Here is a 25,127-nt window from a genome sequence, read left to right on the forward strand (position 1 = left end):
AGGTTTAATTATGAACATGATCTATAACAAACATACCGCTTACATTTGTTGCTATTTGTGGCGATTTAACACCATCTACGTGTATTTGTGCTGCATCGTCTAGCAAAAACTTTGTAGTGCCGTCTAAAATGTTAGAAACATCAGAAACAATATGTATTACTGGTGTTAAATCTGTTCTTATTCTTGCAGAGTTTGTTAAATCTAAAGAAACTTCTTTGTAATTATCTACTGCAGTACCATGGCTTCCCATATGAAAAGCAAAAGCAGTTTCTGTGGTTGTACTTTCTGATGTGTAAGTTCCTTCAAAAACCATAAACTTATAACCAGCTTGCCAACTCCACATCATGCCAGCTTCTTGTGCTTTTGCTAAGAAATCTCCTTGCCCTGTTGCACCTTCTAAATATTTTTCTTGATCTACACCAATACCAAAAGTAACTTTTGTATAATCGTCTTCTGGTACATTTTTTAATGTAATAAATTGAGAAGCTTCTACACTTTCATCAATAATAAAATAAGATTCGTTTTTAGGATAAGTAAAAACCGATCCTGTAGCAGTTTCTAAGCGAATATTACTAACAATATATTTAACTTTATTAATCTTAATTTTTTCGGTGTTATTTGCAGAGTAAGGCGCCGTTTCTAATAATAAATCAGAGTTGTTGTAAGCATTATCAAATTCTAATGTTACATTTCCTTCGCCAGTTAAAACTTCTTCTGAAGACGAGCATGCTGCTAAAGTTGCTACAAATAAGAATGCAGCAATATATTTTGAAATTTTCATTTATATATATGTTTTCCTTCCTTAGATTTTTAAGGATGTTCTTTTAAAATAATTTGTGTGAATAGTTTTATTTAGAAAGCACATATTTGTACTTTTTAAATAAAATTTAAAAATGATGTATCAGAAATAACTGATACAAAAAACAAGTATTTATAAATGTAAATCTGGCGGTTGCTCTAAGTTTTTAATAAGTAAAAACGTATGTAAAGAATTTTTTTTAGATGGTTGTTTATTCTTATATAAGTCTAAATATTTAGCTATAAAGTTTTCTGATTCTTGATGATAAACCGGAAAAAATGCTTCTGATACAATTTGTAAGCTAGCAATATTGTCTTTTTCCAAATTAATTTTTGGACCAATTTTTTTTGCTAAGTGACATTTACCGTTACATTGTAATTCTGGTGCGTCTTTATTAACACAATATTTTTCTATTATATAATCTATATTTAGCTCAAAATAACCAATATATGCTAGGTGATATGCTGGTCTAAAAGCAAAAGCTACAAATAATAGTATGCAAAATGTCTTTTTCAGAAGAAAATTATTTATAGCAAAGATAATTTGGACTTTTTTATTTTACCAATTTTAAGAGTTAAAAAGTAATAAACTTGCTATTTAATTTTATAAAATGCTTTAATTTAGCATTTCAAATCGATTTAAGATTGTTAAACTACTATTTATATCCTCATACAACTTCTAAAGAATGGGTAACTTTTGTGCATGGCGCAGGAGGTAGTAGTTCTATTTGGTACAAACAAATTAGAGATTTTAAAAAGCATTTTAATGTTTTAATTCTAGATTTACGTGGCCATGGCAATAGCAAACCAAAATTAAAAGATACGTTTAAAGCAAAATATACTTTCGATTCTATTACTGCAGACATCGAAGAGGTAATCGATTTTCTTAAGATTAAAAAATCGCATTTTGTAGGAATTTCTTTAGGTACAATTTTAATAAGAAATCTTGCAGAAAAAAGACCAACTTTGGTAAAAAGTATGATTATGGGTGGCGCTATTATCAAAATGAATTTTCGCTCGCAAGTCTTAATGAAGGTTGGTAATATTTTTAAATCTGTAGTGCCTTACATGCTTCTTTATAAGTTGTTTGCCTTTATTATAATGCCAAAAAAGAATCATAAAAAATCGAGATTACTTTTTGTTAATGAAGCTAAAAAATTGTATCAGAAAGAGTTTTTACGTTGGTTTAAATTAACATCAGAAATTAACCCCTTATTGCGTTTTTTTAGAGCTAAAGAAATTAAAATTCCTACACTTTACGTAATGGGTTCTGAAGATCATTTGTTTTTACCTTCCATAAAAAACATTGTTGCTAAACATGTAAGTTCTTCACTTTATGTGATAGAAAACTGCGGGCATGTAGTAAATGTTGATCAACCAGAAACCTTTAATTCTAAAACTATTAGTTTTATTACATCTTTATAAAAATTAGATAAATTTTAAAGATAAAACACAATTGTAGTTGTTTTTTATAAAGTATATTTGCTTTGTAAAAGAATTTATTATGAATAAGATAATTACATTTGGTGAGGTTTTAATGCGAATTTCTCCTTTAGGAAATAAAAAATTTATTCAGGCTAATAATGTAGAATTTTATTTTGGCGGTACAGAAGTAAATGTTGGTATTTCTATTGCAAATTTTGGTGGAGATGTAAAACACATAAGTTGTATTTCTAATGATTTTATTGGCGATACAGCGATTTCTTATTTAAATAAATTCGATTTAGATACTTCTGCAATTGTTAGATCTGGCAGACCTTTAGGTGTTTATTTTTTGGAAGTTGGTGCTGTTATGAGGCCAAGTAAAATCTCTTACAATAGATCGCATTCTTCTTTTTCTGAAATTGTACCAGAAATGGTTAATTGGGAAAAATCTTTAGCACATGGCAAATGGTTTCATTGGACTGGTATTACACCAGCTTTGTGCAAAGGAGCAAAAGAAACTTTAAAAGAAGGATTAATTTTAGCCAAAGAAAAAGGAATGATTATTTCTGCTGACCCAACTTATAGAAGTGCTTTGTGGAAATACGGAGAAGAGGCTAAAGATGTCTTAACAGATTTATTACAATATTCTACCATATTTATTGGTGGTGTAAACGAAATAAATGAAGTTTTAGGCACTAATTTTGGGTATTCTAATGAAGAGTTTATAAAAGCTAGTAAGTTGTTAATTGAGAAGTTTCCGAATATAGAAAAGGTGTTTGATAAAATTAGAACCTCTATAAATTCTTCTTGGCACAAAATTAGAGCAAGAATGTGGAACGGTGTTGAGTTTAAAGAAACACAAGATTTAGACATTACACACGTTGTAGATAGAATAGGAACAGGTGATGCTTTTGCAGCAGGTTTAATACATGGTTTGCAAAAGTTTGACGATTATAAAGCAATGGAGTTTGGTGCTGCAGCTTGTGCAATAAAACATACGTATTTAGGTGATGTAAATTATGCAAATGAAAGCGACGTAATTTCTATTTTAGAAGGAAATACTTCGGGTAGATTAAATAGATAACATAATTGATACTAAAATGTAAAAGGCGAGTTTTAATAACTCGCCTTTTTGTATTTCTTTAATTCATTAAATCTTCTATTTCATCTGCCTCAATAGGTATATTACCCATTAAATTAAAAGGTTCTCCTTTTTCTTGAATTACAACATCATCTTCTAATCGAATTCCGAAACCTTCTTCTGGAATATAAATTCCCGGTTCTACGGTAAACACATTGTTCGCTTGCATTGGCTCGTGTACCAATCCGTAATCATGCGTGTCTAAACCAATATGATGACTTGTACCATGCATAAAATATTTCTTGTAAGCAGGCCAGTTTTTGTCTTCATTTTGTACATCTGCTTTGTCTAATAAACCAAGTTTTAATAACTCAGAAGTCATAATTTCACCTACTTCAACATGATAATCTTTCCAGATAGTTCCTGGAACTAAAAGTTTTGTAGCTTCTTTTTTAACATAATTTACAGCATTATAAACAGCTTTTTGTCTATCAGAAAAACGACCAGAAACAGGTACAGTTCTAGATAAATCACTTTTATAATTTGCATATTCTGCAGCGATATCAAATAAAACTAAATCGCCACTTTTACATTGCTGATTGTTTTCTATATAATGTAAAACATTTGCGTTGTTACCAGAGGCAATAATTGGTGTATATGCAAATCCTTTAGACCTGTTTCTTACAAATTCATGTAACAATTCTGCTTCAATTTCATATTCCCAAACTCCAGGTTTTATAAAACCTAAAATTCTACGGAATCCTTTTTCTGTAATATTACAAGCTTTCTGCATTAAATCTAGTTCGATGGCGTCTTTTACAGAACGTAATCTTTGTAAAATAGGATTACTTTTTGCTACAGAATGCGCGGGATATTTTGCCAACAACCATTTTGTAAAACGGTCTTCTCTTGTTTCTGTAGCTACATTTGCTCGGTAATGCTCGTTTGTATTAATATAAAAAGTATCTGCATAAGAAGCCATTTCAAACAAAACTTTTTCTAGATCTTGTAACCAGTAAACAGTTTTAATACCAGAAGTAGCTAAAGCAGCTTGTTTTGTTAATTTTTCACCTTCCCAAACAGCAATATGATCGTTGGTTTCTGTTAAAAATAAAACTTCTCTTAAATTTTCATTTGGGCAGTCAGGAAACAACATTAAAACACTTTCTTCTTGGTCTACACCACTTAGGTAGAAAATATCTCTGTGTTGTTCGAAAGGCATTGTACTATCTGCACTAATTGGGTAAATATCGTTAGAGTTAAAAACAGCTATACTATTTGGTTTCATGTTTTCCGCAAAATTTTTACGGTTTTTAATAAATAAATTAGCGTTTATTTTATCGTACTTCATACTAGAAATTTTTAATGATACACAAAGGTAGCAATAATAAAGAGGAACTTAAAAATTGAGCAATTAGAATAAAAAAAATCCCAAATTCTTAATTAAGAACTTGGGATTGTAAGTTTTAAATTAAGTTTAATCTAAAATCGTTTCTTTTTAGGTGCTCCAGTTCTTCCTCTACCAGAAGTTGCGCCTGCAGGTTTATTTCCTTTAAAATGTGGTTTTCTTTTTGGCTTTTTTTTATCAGAAGATCCTCCGGGATTTCCATTAGAAGGTCTTTGATTTTTCTTTTTACCAAAAGAACTTTTACTTTGTGTAGCAGCTCTTTTAGGAGGTGCAGTATCTGTTGGTTCAAAACCTTCTACAACCGTAGATTTTAATTTTTCGTTTAAAAGTTTTTCAATTTCATTTTGATATTCTGTTTCTTCGCTACAAACTAAAGAAATTGCTTCTCCTGCAGCACCAGCTCTACCAGTTCTACCAATTCTGTGTACATAATCTTCGGGTACATTTGGTAGTTCGAAATTTATAACGTGTGGTAGTAACGGAATATCTAATCCTCTTGCAGCAATATCTGTTGCTACTAAAACCTTTATGGTGTTTTCTTTAAAGTTTTTTAAAGCTTTTGTTCTTGCTCCTTGGCTTTTATTACCATGTATTGCTGCTGCAGAAATTTTAGATTGAATTAACTTTTGCGTTAATTTATTAGCACCATGCTTTGTTCTTGTAAAAATTAAAACTTGGTTCCAATTATTGTCTTTTATCAATTTAATTGTAAACTCTGTCTTTCTTTTTTTATCAACTTTAAAAACCTTGTGCGTTACTTTTTTAGCTGTAGAGTTTTGTGGTGCTGTTTCTACAGAAACAGGGTTTTCTAAAATACCCGACGCTAATTTCTTAATTTCTTTAGAAAACGTTGCAGAAAACAATAGGTTTTGTCTTTTTGCAGGCATAAAACTAATAAGCTTGTTAATATCTCTAACAAAACCCATGTCTAACATTCTATCTGCTTCGTCTAAAATTAAAACATCTATTCTTTTAAACGAAACTGCTTTTTGATCATGTAAATCTAACAATCTACCAGGTGTTGCTACTAAAATATCTACACCTCTTTTTAAGGTTGCTATTTGTGGTTTTGCATTTACACCACCAAAAACCACTGCAGATTTTATATTAACATACTTACTGTATTCTCTAACGTTATCATAAACTTGCGCAGCCAATTCTCTTGTAGGTGTTAGAACTAAAGCTCTTAACGGTCTGTATTTTGGGTGCTTTGTGTCTGATAGATATTGCAAAACTGGTAATGTAAAACCAGCTGTTTTTCCGGTTCCTGTTTGTGCAGAAGCTAAAATATCTTTTCCTTCTAAAATATGCGGAATCGCTTTTTCTTGTATTGGAGATGGTTTGGTATATCCTTTTTCTTCAACTGCCTTTACCAACGCTGGAGATAAACCTAAATCTGAAAATGTCATAAAAATAATTTATAGCAACAATTTTATTTAATTGTTGCCGGGGCAAAGATACGTTGTTTTAACTTGAAGGTATTTGTTTGATACAAATCGTTTTTATGTTAATTTTTTTGATATTGATTTTACAAATAGTAATTTCAACGTTTCAAACTCAATTCAAATCAAACTTATTACTTATGAAATCTATTTTTAAGCTTTTATTACTGTGCTTTTCGGCAAGTATTGTTGCTCAGAATACTACAGAAGCAAATGTTGTACAGAAATCTTTAGATAAAAAATTAGAGATGATGAAAACATCACTAGTTAAAAATGTAAAATTTACCAATATCGGACCAACTGTAATGAGTGGTCGTGTCTCAGATGTTTCTGTTAACCCTAAAAATCCTACAGAATTTTATGTTGGTTATGCTTCTGGCGGACTTTGGTACACAAATAATAATGGTACAACTTTTACACCGGTTTTAGACAATTCTCCAACGCAAAATATTGGAGATATTGCTGTAGATTGGAACAACGGAACTATTTGGGTAGGAACCGGAGAGAAAAATTCATCTCGTTCTTCTTACGCAGGTATTGGAATGTTAAAATCTACCGATAAAGGTAAAACTTGGCAGAATGTTGGTTTATTAGATTCACATCATATTAGTAGAATTCTTATCAATCCGAATAATCCAGACGAAGTAATTGTAGGTGTTATCGGGCATTTATATTCGCCTAATGAAGAAAGAGGAATTTTTAAAACTCTTGATGGCGGTAAAACTTGGACAAAATCTTTATTTATAAATAACGATACAGGTGTTATTGATGTAGCTGTAGCACCAGAAAACTTTAATGTAATGTATGCTGCTTCTTGGGAAAGAGAACGTAAAGCATGGAATTTTGACGGAGACGGAAGCAATTCGGCAATCTATAAAAGTACAGATGCGGGTAGTTCTTGGACCAAAATTTCAGATAAATCTGGTTTTCCTACAGGAAACGGAGTTGGTAGAATTGGTTTAGCTGTTTTTAATGAAAATACTGTATATGCTTTACATGATAGTCAGTTCCGAAGAAAAAAAGATACTTCTAAAAAACCATCAGACGAGCTAACTAAAGAAGATTTTAAAACGATGTCTTCTGCAGCATTTTTAGAATTGTCTGATAAAAAATTAAATACTTATTTAAAAAACAATGGTTTTCAAGAAAAATACAGAGCACAAAATGTAAAACAAATGGTGCGTGTTGGTTCTGTAAAACCAATAGATTTAGCTAAATATTTAGAAGATGCAAATTCTATGTTGTTTGATACTCAGGTTATTGGTGCAGAGGTTTTTAAAACTACAAATGGTGGTAAGTCTTGGAAAAAAACGCATGATAATTTCTTAGATGGAGTTTATAGTTCTTACGGATATTATTTCGGAGAAATTAGAGTAGACTTGCAAGATGAAAACGGAATTTATGTTTTAGGTGTTCCAATTATTAAATCTAAAGATGGTGGTAAAACTTTTATGTCTATCAGTAAAGAAAATGTGCATTCAGATCATCAAGCATTATGGGTAAATCCAGATAAGTCTGGTCATATCTTAAACGGGAATGATGGTGGTTTAAACTTGTCTTATGATGACGGTGAAAACTGGATTAAATTAAACGATCCTGCAGTAGGTCAATTCTATTCTGTGTATGCAGATAATCAGAAAAACTACAAAGTGTATGGTGGTTTACAAGATAACGGTGTTTGGGTTGCTAGCAATAATGCGAGAATTAATAAGGGTTGGCAACAATCTGGTCAAAACCCTTATAAGTCTATAATGGGTGGCGATGGTATGCAAGTGCAAGTAGACGATAGAAATCCTAATATTGTATATACAGGTTATCAGTTTGGTAATTATTCTAGAATAGATACAGAAACTGGTAGAAGTAAATACATTCAGCCAAAACATACTTTAGGTGAAAATCCGTATAGATTTAATTGGCAAACACCAATTCACTTATCTAAACACAACCAAGATATTTTATATTTAGGAGGTAATAAATTACACAGATCTTTAGATCAAGGGAACAATTGGGAAACAATTTCTGGTGATTTAACAACAGGCGGTAAAAAAGGAAATGTTGCTTACGGTACGTTAACGTCAATTTCAGAAAGCCCTTTTCAATTCGGACTTTTATATGTTGGTTCTGATGATGGTTATATAAACGTAACTAAAAATGGTGGAGGTTCTTGGGAAAGAATTTCTAATAATTTACCGCAAAATTTATGGGTTACAAGAGTAATTGCATCAAAATTTAAAAAAGAACGCGTTTATGCAACGCTAAACGGTTATAGATCTGATGATTTTACTCCTTATATTTATGTTTCAGAAAATTACGGACAAACCTGGGCAAATATTGGTAACGCTATACCAACATCTTCTGTAAATGTTATTAAAGAAGATCCGGCCAACGAAAATATTTTATATGTTGGTACAGATAACGGTTTGTATATTTCTTTTGATAGAGGAAATTCTTGGGAAGCATTTGCAAATAATTTACCAAATGTAGCGGTGCACGATTTGGTAATTCAGCCAAAAGCTAAACACTTAATTGTAGGTACGCATGGTAGAAGTTTGTATAAAGCAGATGTTAGTGCATTACAAAATATAGATAAGACTGTAATGTCTGCAGCAACACATATTTTCGATGTACAGAGTATAAGAAAAAGTGGTTCTTGGGGTCGTTCTTGGAGCATGTGGAGAGATGCTTTTACGCCAGAAATTACAATTCCTTTTTATTCGAATTCTGATAAAAAAGTAACTTTAGACATTTATACAAATGATATTAAAGTAAACACGATAGTTGTTGATGCCACAAAAGGTTATAACGAAGCAATTTTTGATGTTTCTTTCTCTAAAAAAGGAAAGAGGGCTTATGAAAAGGCTAACAAAAAAACTACTTTAAAAGCAGCTAAAAACGGAGTTGTATATTTGCCTAAAGGAAAATACATTGTAAAAAGTGCTACTTCTAAAAGTGAATTTGAAATAAAATAAACAAGAACTTTTTCTTAATTTCAAAAAACGGTTTAGAAATCTTTAAGAGATTTTTAAATCGTTTTTTTAGTATATTTCAGACATGAAAAAAATAGTCTTTTTAATTTTCTTTTCGGTAACATTATCAACATCTGCACAATCAGATTTTAAAAGTTTTTTAAAATTATCTGGTCCAATAAAAAGATGGGTTTTATTTCATCCTTTTAAGGCAAAAATTTCTTTGGAAATTTCAAAAGAAACTAATAAAGTAGCAGACTCAATTAGAAAAACCAATTTGCTAGATAAAGATGCTGCTGGTGGGCAAGTAGATGCTTTTAGACATGCGTACTGGATGGCGAGATTGCGTCAAGAAATAGGCGAAAGGGCTGCGAGATCTTTAGGTAAAGCACATGAGAAAGAAAATTATATCACTTATAAAAAACTTAAATTAGAAGATGGTGTTGTGCCCGATGAAATTTCTACAGAAATGGATTTGCATAATAATGAAGAAGGTTTAAAGTTGATAACAAAAGGAAGTACTGTTTCTAAAAGAGGTTTAATTTATAGAATTGTAAATGCAATTTACAATGGTAAAATGAAAATTATTAAGAAAGATGTAAATGGTAACTTTTTAACGTGCAATCAAAAAATAATTTCAAAAGAATCTTTAAAGGGTAAATGGAAAAATAACAAATGCTTGGTACCTTCTAATTCTAAAAAGAATAGAAAATAACAAAACCAGTGTTTTCTGTTAAATGCATAACAGTTTTATTTATAATTATTCTAAATACAAACGAAAACGTTGTAATTTTCTTGTACTGCGTTTTGTTAAGCCGTATTTTTGTATTATAAATTATAACTAACATATACAATGAGCGGATTTTTTAAATCTTCAATTGGAAGAAAAGTATCAATGGCGCTATCAGCGTTCTTCTTAATGTTCTTCTTACTTCAACATTTAGCAATTAATGTTTTATCAGTTTTTAGTCCAGACACTTTTAACGAAGTTTCTCACTTTATGGGTACAAATCCAGTTGTTCAATTTGCATTACAACCTGTCTTAATTTTTGCAGTTGTTTTTCATTTTGTAATGGGGTTTATTTTAGAGCTAAAAAACAAAAAAGCACAAGGGGTTTCTTATGCTAAAAATAATGGTGCTGCAAATTCTACTTGGATGAGCAGAAACATGATTTATAGTGGAATTACAATTTTAGCTTTTATCGTTTTACACTTTATCGATTTTTGGTTTCCAGAAATTAACACAAAATTTATTCAAGGAGATTGGTCTGGTGTAATGGATGGTGTAGATGGTTATAGATATTATGAAGAATTGGTGCATAAATTTGTGAACCCAATTAGAGTAGCTGCTTATGTTGTTGCTTTTGTGTTTTTAGGATTGCATTTAGCACACGGTTTTACATCAGCATTTCAATCTGTTGGTGCAAATTCATTAAGAAAGAAATTAGAAAAATTAGGTTTAGCGTATTCAATTATAATTCCTGCAGGATTTATTTTTATTGCACTTTATCATCACTTAAACCATTAATCGTATAAAAATTATGGCTTTAGATTCAAAAGTACCTCAAGGTCCATTAAAAGATAAATGGACAGATTATAAAAACAAAATTAATTTAGTAAACCCAGCAAACAAAAGACACATCGATGTTATTGTTGTTGGTACAGGTTTAGCGGGTGGTTCTGCTTCTGCAACTTTAGCAGAATTAGGCTATAATGTAAAATCTTTTGCCTACCAAGATTCTCCTAGAAGAGCGCATTCTATTGCAGCACAAGGAGGTATTAATGCAGCAAAAAATTACCAAGGAGATGGAGATTCTACTTACAGATTATTTTACGATACTGTAAAAGGTGGAGATTACCGTTCTAGAGAAGCAAATGTATACAGATTAGCAGAGGTTTCTGCAAATATTATAGATCAATGTGTGGCACAAGGAGTTCCTTTTGCACGTGATTATGGAGGTCTTTTAGACAACCGTTCTTTTGGTGGGGTTTTAGTTTCTAGAACTTTTTATGCAAAAGGACAAACAGGGCAACAATTGTTATTAGGTGCTTATTCTGCAATGAACCGTCAGATTGCTCGTGGTAAGATTGAAATGTTCAATCGTCATGAAATGTTAGATGTTGTTATTGTTGATGGTAAAGCAAGAGGTATTATTGCACGCAACTTAGTTACAGGAGAAATAGAACGTCATTCTGCACACGCAGTTGTTATTGCTTCTGGTGGTTATGGTAACGTATATTTCTTATCTACTAATGCAATGGGGTCTAATGTAACAGCAGGTTGGAAAGTGCATAAAAAAGGAGCATATTTTGCAAACCCTTGTTATACACAAATTCACCCAACATGTATTCCGCGTTCAGGAGATTATCAATCTAAATTAACATTGATGTCTGAATCATTGAGAAATGATGGTAGAATTTGGGTTCCAAAAAATATGGATGATGTAATGGCAATTAGAGAAGGTCGTAAAAAACCAACCGATTTGTCTGAAGAACAAAGAGATTATTATTTAGAAAGACGTTACCCTGCATTTGGTAACTTAGTACCACGTGATGTTGCTTCTAGAGCAGCAAAAGAGCGTTGTGATGCTGGTTATGGTGTAAATGCAACAGGTGAAGCTGTATATTTAGACTTTGCATCTGCTATAACTCGTTATGGTAAAGAGCAAGCAAAAATTCAAAATATAAACAATCCTTCTGACGCGAAAATATACGAATTAGGACAAAAGATTGTAGAGGCAAAATATGGAAACTTATTTCAGATGTACGAAAAAATCGTAGATGAAAATCCATATGAAACGCCAATGATGATTTATCCGGCAGTACACTATACAATGGGTGGTATTTGGGTAGATTATAACTTAATGACAACAATACCTGGTTGTTATGCTATCGGAGAAGCAAACTTCTCTGATCATGGTGCAAATAGATTAGGAGCATCTGCATTAATGCAAGGTTTAGCAGATGGTTACTTTGTGTTGCCTTATACTATTGGAGATTATTTGGCAGATGATATTAGAACAGGAAAAATATCTACAGATAGCCCAGAGTTTGAAGCGGCAGAAAAAGAAGTTACAGATAGAATTAAATTTTTTATCAATAATAAAGGAACACATTCTGTAGATTATTACCACAAAAAATTAGGAAAAATTATGTGGGATAAATGTGGTATGTCTAGAAACAAAGCTGGTTTAGAAGAAGCTATCGAAGAAATTTCTGCATTAAGAAAAGATTTTTGGCAAAATGTACTTGTGCCAGGAACAGATACAGAATACAACGAGCAATTAGCTAAAGCAGGTAGAGTTGCAGATTTCTTAGAATTAGGAGAATTGTTTGCAAAAGATGCTTTAGTTAGAGAAGAATCTGCAGGAGGACACTTTAGAGAAGAATATCAAACAGAAGAAGGAGAGGCAAAGAGATTAAAAGAATTTCAATTTGTTTCTGCTTGGGAGTATAAAGGAGAACCAAAAGACGCAGTATTGCACAAAGAAGAATTGGTTTACGAGAACATAGAAGTTAAAGAAAGAAGTTATAAATAAGATAGACATTATGAATTTAACACTTAAGATTTGGAGACAGAAAGACTCATCTACAAAGGGTCAAATGGTAGATTATAAGGTTACTGAAATATCAGAACATATGTCTTTCTTAGAAATGATGGATGTTTTAAATGAACAATTGGTAAATGCTGGTGAAGAGCCAGTTGCTTTTGACCATGATTGTAGAGAAGGTATTTGTGGTATGTGTTCTATGTATATTAACGGAGAAGCTCATGGGCCAGATAGAGGCGTTACAACTTGTCAGTTACACATGCGTATGTTTAAAGATGGCGACACTATAACAATAGAGCCATTTAGAGCAGCTGCTTTTCCTGTAATTAAAGATTTAGTTGTAGATAGATCTTCTTTTGATAGAATACAGCATGCAGGTGGTTACATTTCTGTAAATACATCTGGTAATACACAAGATGCAAACTCAATTCCTATTTCTAAACATGCAGCAGATGAGGCTATGGATGCAGCAACTTGTATAGGTTGTGGTGCTTGTGTTGCTACATGTAAAAACAGTTCTGCAATGTTATTTGTAGGTGCAAAAGTATCACAATATGCTTTATTACCACAAGGGCAAGTAGAAGCTGCAGATCGTGTGCAAAACATGGTTGCCCAAATGGATTTAGAAGGTTTTGGAAACTGTACAAATACAGGTGCTTGTGAGGTTGAGTGCCCTAAAGGAATTTCTTTAGACAACATTGCCAGAATGAATAGAGAATTAATGAAAGCAAATATTTAAATATTAGCTTTTAAAGTATAAAAAAGCCCAAAACTATTTTAATTGTTTTGGGCTTTTTGTTTAAAAATTTAATTCTATATCTTTAAAAAATTCCTTTGGAGAAATTTTAAGTTTTAGCAAGATAATTAGCAATCTTTCTAAATCTAGCTTTGTTTTTCCTTTTTCTACTTTAAAATAGCCGCTTTCAGAAATTCCGATAGCATCTGCTAACTCTACTTGAGAAAGACCAGCATTTCTTCTTAAAATCACTATTTTCTGCAGAATTTTACTGTGCGAAGCATTAATTATATCTTTTTCAACCATTCCTTTTTTAATATAAGATAGAGATGAACTAATGATGTATCTAAACTACAATTACTTAAAAAAGTAGTTAAGGTCTACATCTAAAATTTCTGCTATTTCTAGCATTCGTCTAAAATTTAGATCTGTTTTTCCTTTTTCTATTTTGTAATAACCACTTAAAGTTATTTCAAGTTTATTTGCTAAATCGGTTTGGGTAAGACCTAATTTTTTTCTTCTGTAGATTATCATATTTAAAATATTATTAATCTGATGATCTACACTTTGTAGTGAGGTGTTTTCATTCATTTTTATAGCATTTTTTAGTTTTTCTAATTTAGTTTTTGGCTAAACAGTTGTTTTTTAGTCTTTTTCTTTTTTCAAAAGTAAGGAAAAAAAATCTATTTTACTTTCCAAATTGGACTAGCTGAAAACAGTATGTTTTGGGTATCCCTGAATTCAGCTAGTCCAAATCGGGTGGGTAGTTTTTTAGGATTATTAAAAAATAAGTTTCATCTTTGGATGAGAGAAAAATGCTGTGAAAAAGAAAAGTTTCTCTACAATATAGTTTTAGGTAGCCTTTTTAGGCAATTTATAAACCCTAAATAAATAAACTTTTATCGTTTAAATTCATAAAATAAAAAGATCATTTCATTACAAAAGAGATGATAACAGACTTTAGTATGCTGTTTATTTTATTGAAGAAAATAGAATTAAAAAGAAAACCTCTGCTTGCAGATTTAAGAAATATAAAAATTACTAAATAAATGTATCACTTAAAACAAATGCTTATGTAAATAAACAATAACAATCAGAGGAAGTCTTACAAAAGTAATGCTTTTTCTACAAGTTTTTGAAGAATTTTTAACTTGTTTATTCATTTGAAATTCTAAAAATTAATAATTAAATAAACCTAAATAAAAAATAGGTTATAAATTTTATATTATGAAAAAAGTAATATTAAGTCTAGTATTTGTGCTAGCAACAGGAGTAAGTTTTATGAATGCAACAGTATCTAATGATGAAGTTTTACCAATAACAAAAGAAGCTATTGAGGTCGCGGAAGAGTTTGGGTGTGCATCAAATTGTGTTAGAACATCAAAAAGACAAGCATTAGAATTTACACCCGATTGGAGTGATGATGAAAAATTAGTAGATAACTATATGATACTTTATACTATTTGTATTGAAGAAAATTGTTAAATTTTAATTTTAGCGTTTAAAGTTTATAAACTTTAAACGCTAATTAAATAAAAAAAATTATGCAAAAAAAAACACCTTTTATTCTACTTCTTTTATTTTCAAAAATAATATTTTCACAAACTAATTTAATAGGTATTATAGAATATCAATCCTCTATTAGTGAAAATACAATAAGAGATTATGTAGCAAATAAAAGAGAAAAATTAGATATAACTTCACGAAAAACATATGATGAAATATATTTAAGTTCTTTAAAAATAAAATCAACTCTTCATTTTTCAAATGATGAATCGATTTTTAAAGTAGAAGAAAATTTAACTAGTAAAAACAGAAAACTTAATAACAGATTAATAGAGAGTTGGTCTGGTGGTAATAAAGTGTTTTATACAAATTCTAGCCTTAAGTATAATGATGTAAAAAACTGTAAAACCTTAGGTGAATGTTTTATAATTAGATCTAAATTAAAAAAATGGAATTTAACCCAAGAAACAAAACAAATATCAGGTTATACTTGTTATAAAGCTGTTCGAATGATAGCAGGAAGAAAAGCAAAAAAAGAAATTGTTGCATGGTATAGCCCCTCGATTCCCGTTAATTTTGGACCAAAAGGAGAAAATGGATTACCTGGATTAATTTTAGAATTAGAATTAGGCGATATCCATTTTATGGTTAAAAAAATAATTTTAAACCCTAAAGAGGGTGTAATAATAAATAAATTAAATAACGGTAAAATAATAAAAGAAAAAGATTTTAAGATTTTAGTTGGAAAAGCAGCAGATAATTTATTCGGAAAAAGAAATTAGTATGAAGTCTAATATTTTTACTAGCAACAGGAGTAAGTTTTATGAATGCTAATAATTCTACAGTATCTAAGCCAGACGACTGTTTTCAGGATGCTTGGGAATTCGGAACAGAAGAAGGTGGTGGTGATGAGACTAAAGAATGGGAAATGATGAATAAATATTATACTATGTGGTGTCTATAATTAGTTTAAGAGGTGATTCGTCGCCTCTTTTAATTTTAAAATATAATAAAATGAAAATATATTTAACAAGTGCTTTTTTATTTCTTTTTATAACCTCTGTAACTTCCCAAGACTTTAAAGGAACTGTAATTTATGGGAAAAAACCCAAAACACAAATTTTATCAAAAACAGATTCGATTCGATTAAAAGAAAATCCAGAAAAACACAGAAGATTTCAAAAAATGAGAGAAATTATCTCTACTGAAGAAAAGAAATTAAATTTTGAATTAAACTTTAAGAATACTGAAAGTTATTTTTATTTAAAACCAATATTAGAATCAGAAAGTAATGAATCATTAATTAATATTATAAGTGTTTATGATAAAGGAGTTTATTATAATAAAGATAAACGTATTTTACAACTAAATGCTTTTGGGGAATTATTTTTAATTACAAAACCTAAGTTAAATTGGAAAATACAAAAAGATACTAAAAAAATAGGAGAATACAATTGTTTTAAAGCAACAACAGAAGTTATTGTTAATAGCAAAGGACGAAAGCAATTAATAACCGCTTGGTTTACTCCAAAAATACCAGTCTCTTTTGGTCCTTTAGGTTATGATGGTCTACCTGGTTTAATTTTGGAGCTGGAGGTTTATAAGAAAATTTATTATGCAAAAAAAATTACATTAAATTTTAAAGAAGTAATTAAAATAGAAAAACCAATTAAGGGAATTAAGGTAACTGAAAAGGAATATCAAGAAATGGCATCATCAACAATGCAAAATTTTAAAAAAAGTAAAGGTCTATAAATTAGTTTATAATTTTTTATGAATAAATGTTAATCAATCACTATGAAACCTATTTTCACCATTTTATTGTTTTGTTTTTCAGTATCAATTACTTCTCAAAACATAAGTGGTAAAGTTATTTATGAGTCAACTATTAATAGTAAAGAACTAGTTAAATATTTAACTAAAAGTAGAAATAATCTAAAAAACATAAAAGTTAAAGAATCCTTAGATAAAGTTTACCAAAATACAAGTAGTATAAAATCTATTTTAACTTTTTCTAACAATCAAGGTATTTTTAAAGTTGAAGAATCCTTAAACTCAGATAAAGATAATATTCTAGCACAAAAAAATCTAAAAACAGTAAGTGGCGGTTCTAAGGAATATTATTACAATAACATAGATAAAAGATATTTGATAAAAGACTGCGAAACACTTGGAGAATGTTTCATTTTTGAAAACACTTTTTTAGAATGGGAACTTACTCAAGAAAAAAGAAATATAAACGGTTTTTTGTGCTATAAAGCTACTAGAAACAAAGGTAAGGTTATAGCTTGGTACACAACATCTATACCTATTGGTTTTGGTCCAAAAGGTGAATATGGTTTACCAGGTTTAATATTAGAACTTGAAATAGGTAGAATTATATTTAAAGCAACAAAAATCAAATTAAACCCTAAAGAAGAAATTATAGTAACTGAACCTAAAGAGGGAAAAAGAGTTAGTAAAGAAGAATATAAAAAAATTATCGATAAATCGAAAAAAAGGGTTTTTGGTAACAAGTAAAAAAAATTAAAGCAACAAAAATAATTTTAAAACCTATAACAGGAAGCAAATGAAAGCTGAAGAATCTAGAAAAAGAGGAGAAGCGTTCTAGAAAGATTTAAAAAAACAATAAAAGTTTTTATGAAAAAGAAAAGTCTATTAGTATTGTTTTTTGGTGTATCTATTTCATTTTTCGCCCAAAAAATAACACTTTCTGGAGCTGTAAAAGATAGTTTACAAAACCCAATGCCGTATGCAAATGTTATAGCAAAACCCAAAGATGTCTCTAAAAATCTAAAATTTGCAATAACAGATAATGACGGTTATTATAAACTGCTTTTAGAAAAAGGAGATACTATTAACATTAGTATTTCTTATTTAGGTTACAAACCTATAGAATATCAGTTTATTGCTTTTAAAAACACTAAAAAAGATTTTGTATTACAACAATCTTCAGAAAGTTTAGATGAAATTGTTATTGAAATGCCAGTAACAGTTAGAGGTGATACCACAACCTATAAAACAGATAAATTTACAGATGGTTCTGAACGCAAACTTAAAAATGTTTTAAAAAAATTACCAGGTGTAGAAGTCGATAAAAACGGTAGTGTTACTGTACAAGGCAAAAAGGTAACCAAAATGTTGGTAGATGGCAAAAAGTTTTTTGGTGGTAATTCTAAATTGGCCGTAGAAAATATTCCTGCAAATGCTGTGGGTAATGTAGAGGTAATAGATAATTATAATGAAGTAGCTTTTTTAAAAGGATTAACAGATTCTGATGAAATGGCAATGAACATCAAACTAAAAGAAGATAAAAAACGGTTTCTTTTTGGTGATGTAGAAGTTGGTAAAGGCAATGAAGATTTTTATAAAACCAGTGCTAATTTATTTTATTACTCGCCCAAGACCAACGTAAATTTTATAGGAAACTTAAATAATGTTGGCGAAAAAACATTTACGTTTAGAGATTATATGAGTTTTTCTGGTGGTGTAAATGCCATTTTTAGCGGTAATTTTAATTGGAAAGGAGGCGCTTTTTCACAGTTTATGCAAAGCAATGATGTATTAAAAAGTAAACAAAAGTTTGGTGCACTTAACATTACAAAAACGGCAACTTCTAAATTAGATGTTTCTGGTTTTGCCATTTTTTCTGGTACAGAAACTACCAATTTTAAAGAAGATTTTAATCAGTATACGACTTTTACAGAAGCAAGAACTAACAAAACAATTGCAGATAATTTATTAGGAATTGGAAATTTAAACTTAGAGTATACACCTAATTCTAAAGAAAAATGGTACGTAAGAACGCAGGTAAAAAGAACTAATAATACTATTGATAATAGTTTAAATTCTATAGTAAACGCTACTTCAAATTTAATTACAACAGATAGAAATTTAAAAGCTACGTACATTAATCAGAATATAGAATGGCACAAAAGACAAAATGATGCACATACGTTTTCTTCTGTGTTTAGTTATGTTTTAGATAAAAACAATCAAAATGCTTTTTGGGAAACCGAAAACCCAATTTTACAAGGTTTAATTCCTACGGATAATAACCAAGATTTATTAAGAATTTTGCAAGATAAAAATACCCAAGAGCAAAATATAGATTTTGTTTTTAAGCATTTTTGGGAAATCAATAACAGCAATCATATTTATACCACAGTTGGTAATAAGTTTTTAAATGAAGATTTTTCTACGGATGACAGTCAAAAACTAGATAACGGAACAATCAATAATTTTTCTCCTGGTGGTTTTGGTAACAATCTTAATTTTAAATTAAATGATTTGTTTGCAGGAATGCATTACAAGTTTAGAACAGGCATTTTTACATTAAAACAAGGTGCTTTTTTACATAATTATAATTGGCAGGTAAATCAACAAACACAAACAACAAAAAACAAATGGGTGGTTTTACCAGATTTTTTAGCAAAAATTGAGTTTAATAAATCGAAAAAAATTACTATTAATTACAATTTAAAAACTTCTTTTTCTGATGCGAGTAGGTTTGCCAATCGCTTCTATTTACAATCGTATAATTCTGTTTTTAAAGGAAACGAAAATTTAGAAAACAACTTGTTTCATGCTGCAAGAATTTATTATAGCCGCTTTAGTTTGTACAGAGGTTTAATGCTGTTTGCCAATTTAAATTACAACAAACAAATAAAAGGTGTTAGAAACACCGTCGCTTTTGATGTAAATAATACAGATGAAACGCAAAGAATCAATCAGTTTTTAACAGCGAAATTATTTAACAATCCGTCAGAAGATTTAAGAGGAACTGTGCATTTAGAAAAAAGTATAAAAAACATAAAGTATAAATTTGATGTTGGTTTTAATAACGCTAGTTATGTGCAAGAAATAGACAATGTAATTCAAACCAATAAAAATAATAGTTATAATTATGAAGTTGGTTTCGAAACGATGTTCGATAATTTACCTACACTAGAACTTGGTATAAGTAGAGATATTGGACGTTTTATTTCTAGCAACAATACCTCTAAGTTTATTACCACAGAACCTTTTGTAACCGTAGATTACGATTTTTTAGACGGCTTTATTTTCAATTTTGATTACAGAAAAAGCATCTACGAAAATAAAGATTTGGGTCAAAAAAACACCTACGAAATAGCAAATGCAACCTTGTCTTATAAAAAAGAAGACAGTGCTTGGTCTTATAAAATTACTGCACAAAATATGTTTAATGCCCAGTTTAAACAAAGCAATCGTTTTTCAGATTATGTAGTTTCAGATTCTAAAACTTTTATTTTACCAAGAATTATCATGTTTAGTATTGGGTATAATTTGTAATGGTATAATATTTGATGCAAACAATTAATTATTAATAAGCTATGAAAATTAACTAAACTTTAAAACTATGAAAAAGAAACTACTACTAACATTTTTAACAATCTGTATTTTATCATGTTCTAAACCTAAAGAAGGTTTTACAATTAAGGCCAATATTAATGGTTTAAAAGATAGCACTATGGTTTATTTATTTAATGGTGATACATGGAACATGATTGATTCTACTATTGTATTAAATAATAAATTTGCGTTTGCAGGTAAGTTAAATGATCCCGTGCCAATTAGTTTTATAACAAAAGAGCATGAAATTTATCCTGATTTTTGGTTAGAAAACAAGGAAATAGAAATAAATGCTTCAATAGAACCATTATCTGAAAAAGATATTAATTTTAATAAATTTAGTATTGGTAGTAAAACAAATGAAGTTGCACTACGCTACAAAGAATTAACCGATCCAATTCATGATAATAGAGGTCGAGAATATCAAAAAATCAGTAAAAAAATAATTACTAAAGAGGAGTTTGATACATATGCAGATAAAAATTTCGATACCATTAAAAAAGTTTCATTACAATTTTTTTTAGAATATCCGAATAATTATTTTTCGATATCTGAAATTTTAAATTTTAGAAAAGTATTTCCTAAAGAGAGTTCACAAGAATATTTTAATTTGTTATCAGATAAAATGAAAAATTCTAGTTACGGTAAGAAATTAGATACTTTTTTAAGTACAAAACCCCTGGAGGAAGGTGATGATTTTGTTGATATTGTTGCTGAAAACTTAAAAGGAGAAACAATTAAATTATCAGATTATAAAGGCAAAGTAATTCTTTTAGATTTTTGGGCAGGTTGGTGTGTCCCTTGTGTAAAACAAATAAAAGAAGAGTTTCCTACCATAATAGAAAAGTATAAAAATGAAAACTTTCAAATAGTTAGTTTTTCTTTTGATGTGGAAAGAAGTAGGTGGGAGAATGCGAGTAAGAAGTTACAATTAAGTTGGCCAGATTTTTCAAATCTTTTACGTATGGGTAGTAACCCTGTTGCTTTAAACTATAGCCTTGAACAAATACCCACTTCTTTTATTATTAGTGAAGAAGGAAAAATATTAAAAAGAGTAGAGTATGAAGATAATTTAGAAGAAGAGTTAGATAAGGTATTTAATATTAAAGAATAAATACGTTTTGTACTAAATAGAAATAGTTTTGGTAGTAGTTAATTCTAAAAAAATAGAATAAAAACTACTACCGAAATTATCAATTACTTCCTGCCAAAATCTGCAGGAATTTCTCCCCAAGCTTTGGTTTCCCATTTTAAAATTGGGTTTTTAAAAGTATTTTCTTTCAACCATTTTTCTGCTCTTTTAATCAGTTCTAAAATATCTTTATTAGAAGCATCAAAATGCATGTTGGTTTTACATCTTTTTTGCTTAATCCAACTCATGGCAATTTTAGAATCAGAATAAATAGGAATATCTTCTTTGTTTTTGCTTTTTAAAAGTGCAATACCATGTACCAAAGCTAAAAACTCACCAATATTATTAGTTCCTTTAGCGTAAGGTCCTTTTCTGAAAATTTCTTGTTTATTGTGCGTTAAAACACCTCTGTATTCCATTTTACCAGGATTTCCTGCACAAGCAGCGTCTACAGAAATACTTTCTAAATTTGGCTTGCCGTATTTTGTTTTTTCAGCAGTAGAAAGTGTAGGTTTCTTGGTGTTTTTACCAATATAATCAGCAAAACTTTTTGAAAACGCAACTTCAGCATCGTCTAAGCTTGCAAAAGATTTGTATTGCGCACCTTCAAAACCATCAATTTGTTTTTTACAAACATTCCAAGACGTATAAATACCCTTTTTACGTCCGTTCCAAACAACATAAAACTTTTTCTTACTCATTTGTAGCTAAAATAACTTCTTCTATAACCTTCGGGAAGTAGCGTTGCTCTAATACGTGAATCTTTTCTGCAATCGTTTCTGGAGTATCTTGCTCGTTTAAAGCTGTTTTTGATTGAAAAATGATAGCACCTTCGTCGTAATTTTCATTAACATAATGAATTGTGATACCTGTTTCGGTTTCGTTATTATCTTTTACAGCTTTATGAACATGCTTTCCGTACATTCCTTTTCCGCCATATTTTGGCAATAATGCCGGATGAATATTAATGATTTTATTAGGAAAAGCAGTTACAATTTTTTGCGGAATTCGCCATAAAAAACCAGCAAGAATAATAAAATCTGCTTCGTTTTTTAAGATATTTAATATATAATCTGTTTTAGAAAAATCATTTCTATTGAAATGTAAACAGTTAGTATTTAGGTTTTTACATCTCTCAAAAACTTTGGCATGTTCATTGTTACACAACACTTTAGTAACCTTAGCGGTTTTAGTATGATTAAAAAACTTAATAATGTTTTCTGCGTTCGAACCCGAACCAGAAGCAAAAACAACAATACGCTTCATATCTATTTATCTAAGCTACAAAAAAAAGAATAATTATTAACAAACTGATTGTTTTAAGTAAAGATTAAAATATTTTATTTACTTTTAATAATCATTTTTGGGACAAAAATTAGTTATAATTAATAAGATTTGTATTTTTGCCCCGATTTAAAATTTAAAATTAAAAAATTATGTCAGACATTGCATCAAGAGTAAAAGCGATTATCGTAGACAAATTAGGAGTTGACGATAACGAAGTAACAACAGAAGCTAGCTTCACAAACGATTTAGGAGCAGATTCTTTAGATACTGTTGAGTTAATTATGGAATTCGAAAAAGAATTTGATATCCAAATTCCAGATGATCAAGCAGAAAACATTGGTACTGTAGGTCAAGCGGTTAGTTATATAGAAGAAGCAAAAAAGTAAGAATTATATGCAATTAAAACGAGTTGTAGTCACTGGACTTGGCGCATTAACGCCAATTGGTAATAATATTGAAGAATATTGGAACGCCTTAGTTAACGGAGTTAGCGGAGCAGCACCTATCACTTACTTTGATGCTGCCAAGTTCAAAACTCGTTTCGCATGTGAACTTAAGGGCTTTAAGGTTAATGATTTTATTGACAGAAAAGAAGCCCGCAGAATGGATCGATTTACGCAATATGCAATGGTAGCTTCTGATGAGGCAATTGCAGATGCAGATTTAGATCTAGAAAAAATTAACAAATTAAGAGTTGGTGTAATTTGGGGAGCTGGTATTGGAGGTTTAGAAACTTTTCAAAATGAAGCTATAAATTTTGGAGCCGGAGATGGTACACCAAGATTTAATCCTTTCTTTATACCAAAAATGATTGCAGACATTGCACCAGGACATATTTCTATTAAAAATGGATTTATGGGGCCAAATTATACTACAGTATCTGCCTGTGCATCTTCTGCTAACGCAATGATAGATGCATTAAATTACATTAGACTAGGACACTGCGACGTAATTGTTACAGGTGGTTCTGAAGCTGCTGTAACGTATGCGGGTGTTGGTGGTTTTAACGCAATGCACGCTTTATCAACTAGAAACGATTCTCCAGAATCTGCATCGAGACCTTTTGACGCAGAAAGAGATGGATTTGTTTTAGGAGAAGGAGCTGGAGCAATTATTTTAGAAGAATATGAGCATGCAAAAGCAAGAGGTGCAAAAATATATGCAGAGGTAATTGGAGGCGGTATGTCTTCGGATGCTTACCATATGACAGCGCCACATCCAGAAGGATTGGGTGTGATTGCAGTAATGAAAAATTGTTTAGAAAATTCGGGTATCAAACCAGAGGATGTAGATCATATTAACACACATGGTACATCTACACCACTTGGTGATGTTGCAGAATTAAAGGCAATATCAGAAGTTTTTGGCGATCACGCTAAGAACATCAATATTAATTCTACAAAATCTATGACAGGGCACTTACTTGGTGCTGCAGGAGCTATAGAATCTATTGCTTCTATTTTAGCAATGAAACACAGTATTGTTCCGCCAACAATAAATCATTCTAATGCAGATGAAAATATAAATCAAGAACTTAATTTAACTTTAAACAAACCTCAAGAAAGAGAAATTAAAGTTGCAATGAGTAATACTTTTGGTTTTGGTGGTCATAATGCATGTGTAGCATTTAAGAAATTAGATGAGTAGTTTATGAATAATTTTATTCGTAAAATAGTTCAATCGCATTCTAAAGAAGATGCAGAATTTCATAACGAATTACGAAAACTACTAAATTTTTCTCCAAGAAAAATAAATCAATACAAAAAGGCATTTACACATAGATCTGTTCAAATGCTAGATAAAAAAGGGAATCCTATAAACTACGAAAGATTAGAGTTTTTAGGCGACTCTATTTTAGGTTCTGTTATTGCTGCCTATCTATATAAAAAAGTGCCTACAGGTACAGAAGGGTATTTAACCCAAATGCGCTCTAAAATTGTTAGTAGAGAGCATTTAAATGAGTTAGGTAAAGACTTAAACTTAATTAAGTTTGTAAAAAGTAATATTGACCAATCTAATGTAGGCGATAATATTCATGGTAATATTTTTGAAGCATTAATTGGCGCAATTTATTTAGACAAAGGATATAATTTTTGTCAGAAATTTATATATCATAATGTAATTGTACCATACGTAGATATTGAAAAGCTAGAAGGTAAAATTACTAGTTATAAAGGTTTAATTATAGAATGGTGTCAAAAGCAAAAGAAAATTTATAGCTTTGATACTTATGAAGACTCTGGTAACGACCCCGTAAAGCATTTTAGTGTTAAAGTAAGTATAGATGGTGAGCAAATTGCTAAAGGAAGAGCTACGTCAAAGAAAAAAGCAGAAGAGCAAGCATCTAAAAGGGTGTACTTTGCATTTCAAAAGCAAATTTCTCTAGATTAAAGCGATAACGTTTTCGTTAAAATAACATAGA

General features: G+C 30.1%; 25 protein-coding genes. 17 read left to right on the forward strand and 8 right to left on the reverse strand.

The window, feature by feature from the left end; translation table 11 throughout:
• Window positions 1-4 precede the first annotated feature (4 nt).
• Window positions 5-781, reverse strand: a complete 777-nt coding sequence (locus tag ACYPV9_RS01305) for an MbnP family protein (RefSeq protein WP_299064535.1) — start codon at window positions 779-781, stop codon at window positions 5-7.
• Window positions 782-931: 150 nt separating this feature from the next.
• A complete protein-coding gene (locus ACYPV9_RS01310) occupies window positions 932-1,123 on the reverse strand; it encodes a hypothetical protein (protein ID WP_459741343.1) in 192 nt (63 codons plus the stop codon).
• 320 nt (window positions 1,124-1,443) lie between these two features.
• On the opposite strand from ACYPV9_RS01310, the gene ACYPV9_RS01315 reads away from it, so the two are divergent.
• Together ACYPV9_RS01315 and ACYPV9_RS01320 are read left to right on the forward strand one after the other, a co-directional pair.
• Window positions 1,444-2,223, forward strand: a complete 780-nt coding sequence (locus ACYPV9_RS01315) for an alpha/beta fold hydrolase (protein WP_299064537.1) — start codon at window positions 1,444-1,446, stop codon at window positions 2,221-2,223.
• A gap of 79 nt (window positions 2,224-2,302) precedes the next feature.
• Window positions 2,303-3,307, forward strand: a complete 1,005-nt coding sequence (locus tag ACYPV9_RS01320) for a sugar kinase (protein ID WP_299064539.1) — start codon at window positions 2,303-2,305, stop codon at window positions 3,305-3,307.
• 58 nt (window positions 3,308-3,365) lie between these two features.
• Here ACYPV9_RS01320 and ACYPV9_RS01325 read toward each other — a convergent pair whose 3' ends face one another.
• Together ACYPV9_RS01325 and ACYPV9_RS01330 are read right to left on the reverse strand one after the other, a co-directional pair.
• On the reverse strand, window positions 3,366-4,655 hold the full coding sequence (locus ACYPV9_RS01325; RefSeq protein WP_459741344.1) for an aminopeptidase P family protein: 1,290 nt from the start codon (window positions 4,653-4,655) through the stop codon (window positions 3,366-3,368).
• 131 nt (window positions 4,656-4,786) lie between these two features.
• Window positions 4,787-6,121, reverse strand: a complete 1,335-nt coding sequence (locus ACYPV9_RS01330) for a DEAD/DEAH box helicase (protein ID WP_299064543.1) — start codon at window positions 6,119-6,121, stop codon at window positions 4,787-4,789.
• Window positions 6,122-6,294: 173 nt separating this feature from the next.
• Here ACYPV9_RS01330 and ACYPV9_RS01335 point away from each other — a divergent pair, with 173 nt between their 5' ends.
• From ACYPV9_RS01335 to ACYPV9_RS01355, 5 genes are all read left to right on the forward strand, one after another.
• Window positions 6,295-9,123, forward strand: a complete 2,829-nt coding sequence (locus ACYPV9_RS01335; RefSeq protein WP_459741345.1) for a VPS10 domain-containing protein — start codon at window positions 6,295-6,297, stop codon at window positions 9,121-9,123.
• 82 nt (window positions 9,124-9,205) lie between these two features.
• Complete coding sequence (locus ACYPV9_RS01340; protein WP_299064548.1) at window positions 9,206-9,835, forward strand: DUF6973 domain-containing protein; 630 nt, start codon at window positions 9,206-9,208, stop codon at window positions 9,833-9,835.
• A gap of 138 nt (window positions 9,836-9,973) precedes the next feature.
• Window positions 9,974-10,648, forward strand: a complete 675-nt coding sequence (locus ACYPV9_RS01345) for a succinate dehydrogenase cytochrome b subunit (protein ID WP_459741346.1) — start codon at window positions 9,974-9,976, stop codon at window positions 10,646-10,648.
• Between the two features lie 13 nt (window positions 10,649-10,661).
• A complete protein-coding gene (locus ACYPV9_RS01350) occupies window positions 10,662-12,659 on the forward strand; it encodes a fumarate reductase/succinate dehydrogenase flavoprotein subunit (protein WP_459741347.1) in 1,998 nt (665 codons plus the stop codon).
• A 10-nt stretch (window positions 12,660-12,669) separates the two neighbouring features.
• Window positions 12,670-13,410 (forward strand): succinate dehydrogenase/fumarate reductase iron-sulfur subunit, encoded by a 741-nt coding sequence (locus ACYPV9_RS01355; RefSeq protein WP_299064553.1) that lies wholly within the window; start codon window positions 12,670-12,672, stop codon window positions 13,408-13,410.
• A gap of 60 nt (window positions 13,411-13,470) precedes the next feature.
• On the opposite strand, the gene ACYPV9_RS01360 is transcribed toward ACYPV9_RS01355, so the two are convergent.
• Window positions 13,471-13,713: a helix-turn-helix domain-containing protein gene (locus tag ACYPV9_RS01360; RefSeq protein ID WP_459741348.1), complete on the reverse strand. Its 243-nt coding sequence runs from the start codon at window positions 13,711-13,713 to the stop codon at window positions 13,471-13,473.
• Between the two features lie 51 nt (window positions 13,714-13,764).
• Window positions 13,765-13,998 carry a helix-turn-helix domain-containing protein gene (locus ACYPV9_RS01365; RefSeq protein WP_299064557.1) on the reverse strand — a complete coding sequence of 78 codons (234 nt, stop codon included), beginning with the start codon at window positions 13,996-13,998 and terminating at the stop codon, window positions 13,765-13,767.
• 636 nt (window positions 13,999-14,634) lie between these two features.
• Between ACYPV9_RS01365 and ACYPV9_RS01370 the strand changes: the two genes are divergently transcribed.
• The 7 genes from ACYPV9_RS01370 to ACYPV9_RS01400 all read left to right on the forward strand — a co-directional run bounded on the left by ACYPV9_RS01370 (window position 14,635) and on the right by ACYPV9_RS01400 (window position 21,400).
• The gene (locus ACYPV9_RS01370; RefSeq protein ID WP_299064559.1) at window positions 14,635-14,892 is read left to right on the forward strand and encodes a hypothetical protein; all 258 of its coding nucleotides are present in this window, start codon (window positions 14,635-14,637) and stop codon (window positions 14,890-14,892) included.
• Between the two features lie 59 nt (window positions 14,893-14,951).
• On the forward strand, window positions 14,952-15,695 hold the full coding sequence (locus ACYPV9_RS01375) for a GLPGLI family protein (protein ID WP_299064562.1): 744 nt from the start codon (window positions 14,952-14,954) through the stop codon (window positions 15,693-15,695).
• Between the two features lie 41 nt (window positions 15,696-15,736).
• Entirely contained in the window at window positions 15,737-15,877 is a 141-nt protein-coding gene (locus tag ACYPV9_RS01380; protein ID WP_077811409.1) for a succinate dehydrogenase, read from the forward strand.
• Window positions 15,878-15,927: 50 nt separating this feature from the next.
• Complete coding sequence (locus ACYPV9_RS01385) at window positions 15,928-16,668, forward strand: GLPGLI family protein (protein ID WP_299064565.1); 741 nt, start codon at window positions 15,928-15,930, stop codon at window positions 16,666-16,668.
• 42 nt (window positions 16,669-16,710) lie between these two features.
• On the forward strand, window positions 16,711-17,433 hold the full coding sequence (locus ACYPV9_RS01390) for a GLPGLI family protein (protein WP_299064567.1): 723 nt from the start codon (window positions 16,711-16,713) through the stop codon (window positions 17,431-17,433).
• A gap of 120 nt (window positions 17,434-17,553) precedes the next feature.
• Window positions 17,554-20,226: a carboxypeptidase-like regulatory domain-containing protein gene (locus tag ACYPV9_RS01395; protein WP_459741349.1), complete on the forward strand. Its 2,673-nt coding sequence runs from the start codon at window positions 17,554-17,556 to the stop codon at window positions 20,224-20,226.
• Between the two features lie 67 nt (window positions 20,227-20,293).
• Window positions 20,294-21,400, forward strand: coding sequence for a redoxin domain-containing protein (locus tag ACYPV9_RS01400; protein ID WP_459741350.1), 1,107 nt, complete (start codon window positions 20,294-20,296; stop codon window positions 21,398-21,400).
• An 83-nt stretch (window positions 21,401-21,483) separates the two neighbouring features.
• On the opposite strand, the gene ACYPV9_RS01405 is transcribed toward ACYPV9_RS01400, so the two are convergent.
• The gene (locus tag ACYPV9_RS01405) at window positions 21,484-22,119 is read right to left on the reverse strand and encodes a ribonuclease H1 domain-containing protein (RefSeq protein WP_459741351.1); all 636 of its coding nucleotides are present in this window, start codon (window positions 22,117-22,119) and stop codon (window positions 21,484-21,486) included.
• On the reverse strand, window positions 22,112-22,684 hold the full coding sequence (purN, locus tag ACYPV9_RS01410) for a phosphoribosylglycinamide formyltransferase (protein ID WP_459741352.1): 573 nt from the start codon (window positions 22,682-22,684) through the stop codon (window positions 22,112-22,114). The genes ACYPV9_RS01405 and purN overlap by 8 nt, the downstream gene beginning before the upstream one ends.
• Window positions 22,685-22,854: 170 nt before the next feature.
• Between purN and ACYPV9_RS01415 the strand changes: the two genes are divergently transcribed.
• From ACYPV9_RS01415 to rnc, 3 genes are read left to right on the forward strand one after another with little or no spacing between them, the layout of a single operon-like run.
• Entirely contained in the window at window positions 22,855-23,091 is a 237-nt protein-coding gene (locus ACYPV9_RS01415) for an acyl carrier protein (protein ID WP_004569249.1), read from the forward strand.
• Window positions 23,092-23,098: 7 nt separating this feature from the next.
• The gene (fabF, locus tag ACYPV9_RS01420) at window positions 23,099-24,352 is read left to right on the forward strand and encodes a beta-ketoacyl-ACP synthase II (protein WP_299064579.1); all 1,254 of its coding nucleotides are present in this window, start codon (window positions 23,099-23,101) and stop codon (window positions 24,350-24,352) included.
• 3 nt (window positions 24,353-24,355) lie between these two features.
• Entirely contained in the window at window positions 24,356-25,096 is a 741-nt protein-coding gene (gene rnc / locus ACYPV9_RS01425; protein WP_459741353.1) for a ribonuclease III, read from the forward strand.
• Window positions 25,097-25,127: the final 31 nt, after the last annotated feature.

The organism is Polaribacter sp. OB-PA-B3 (genome assembly GCF_054589375.1).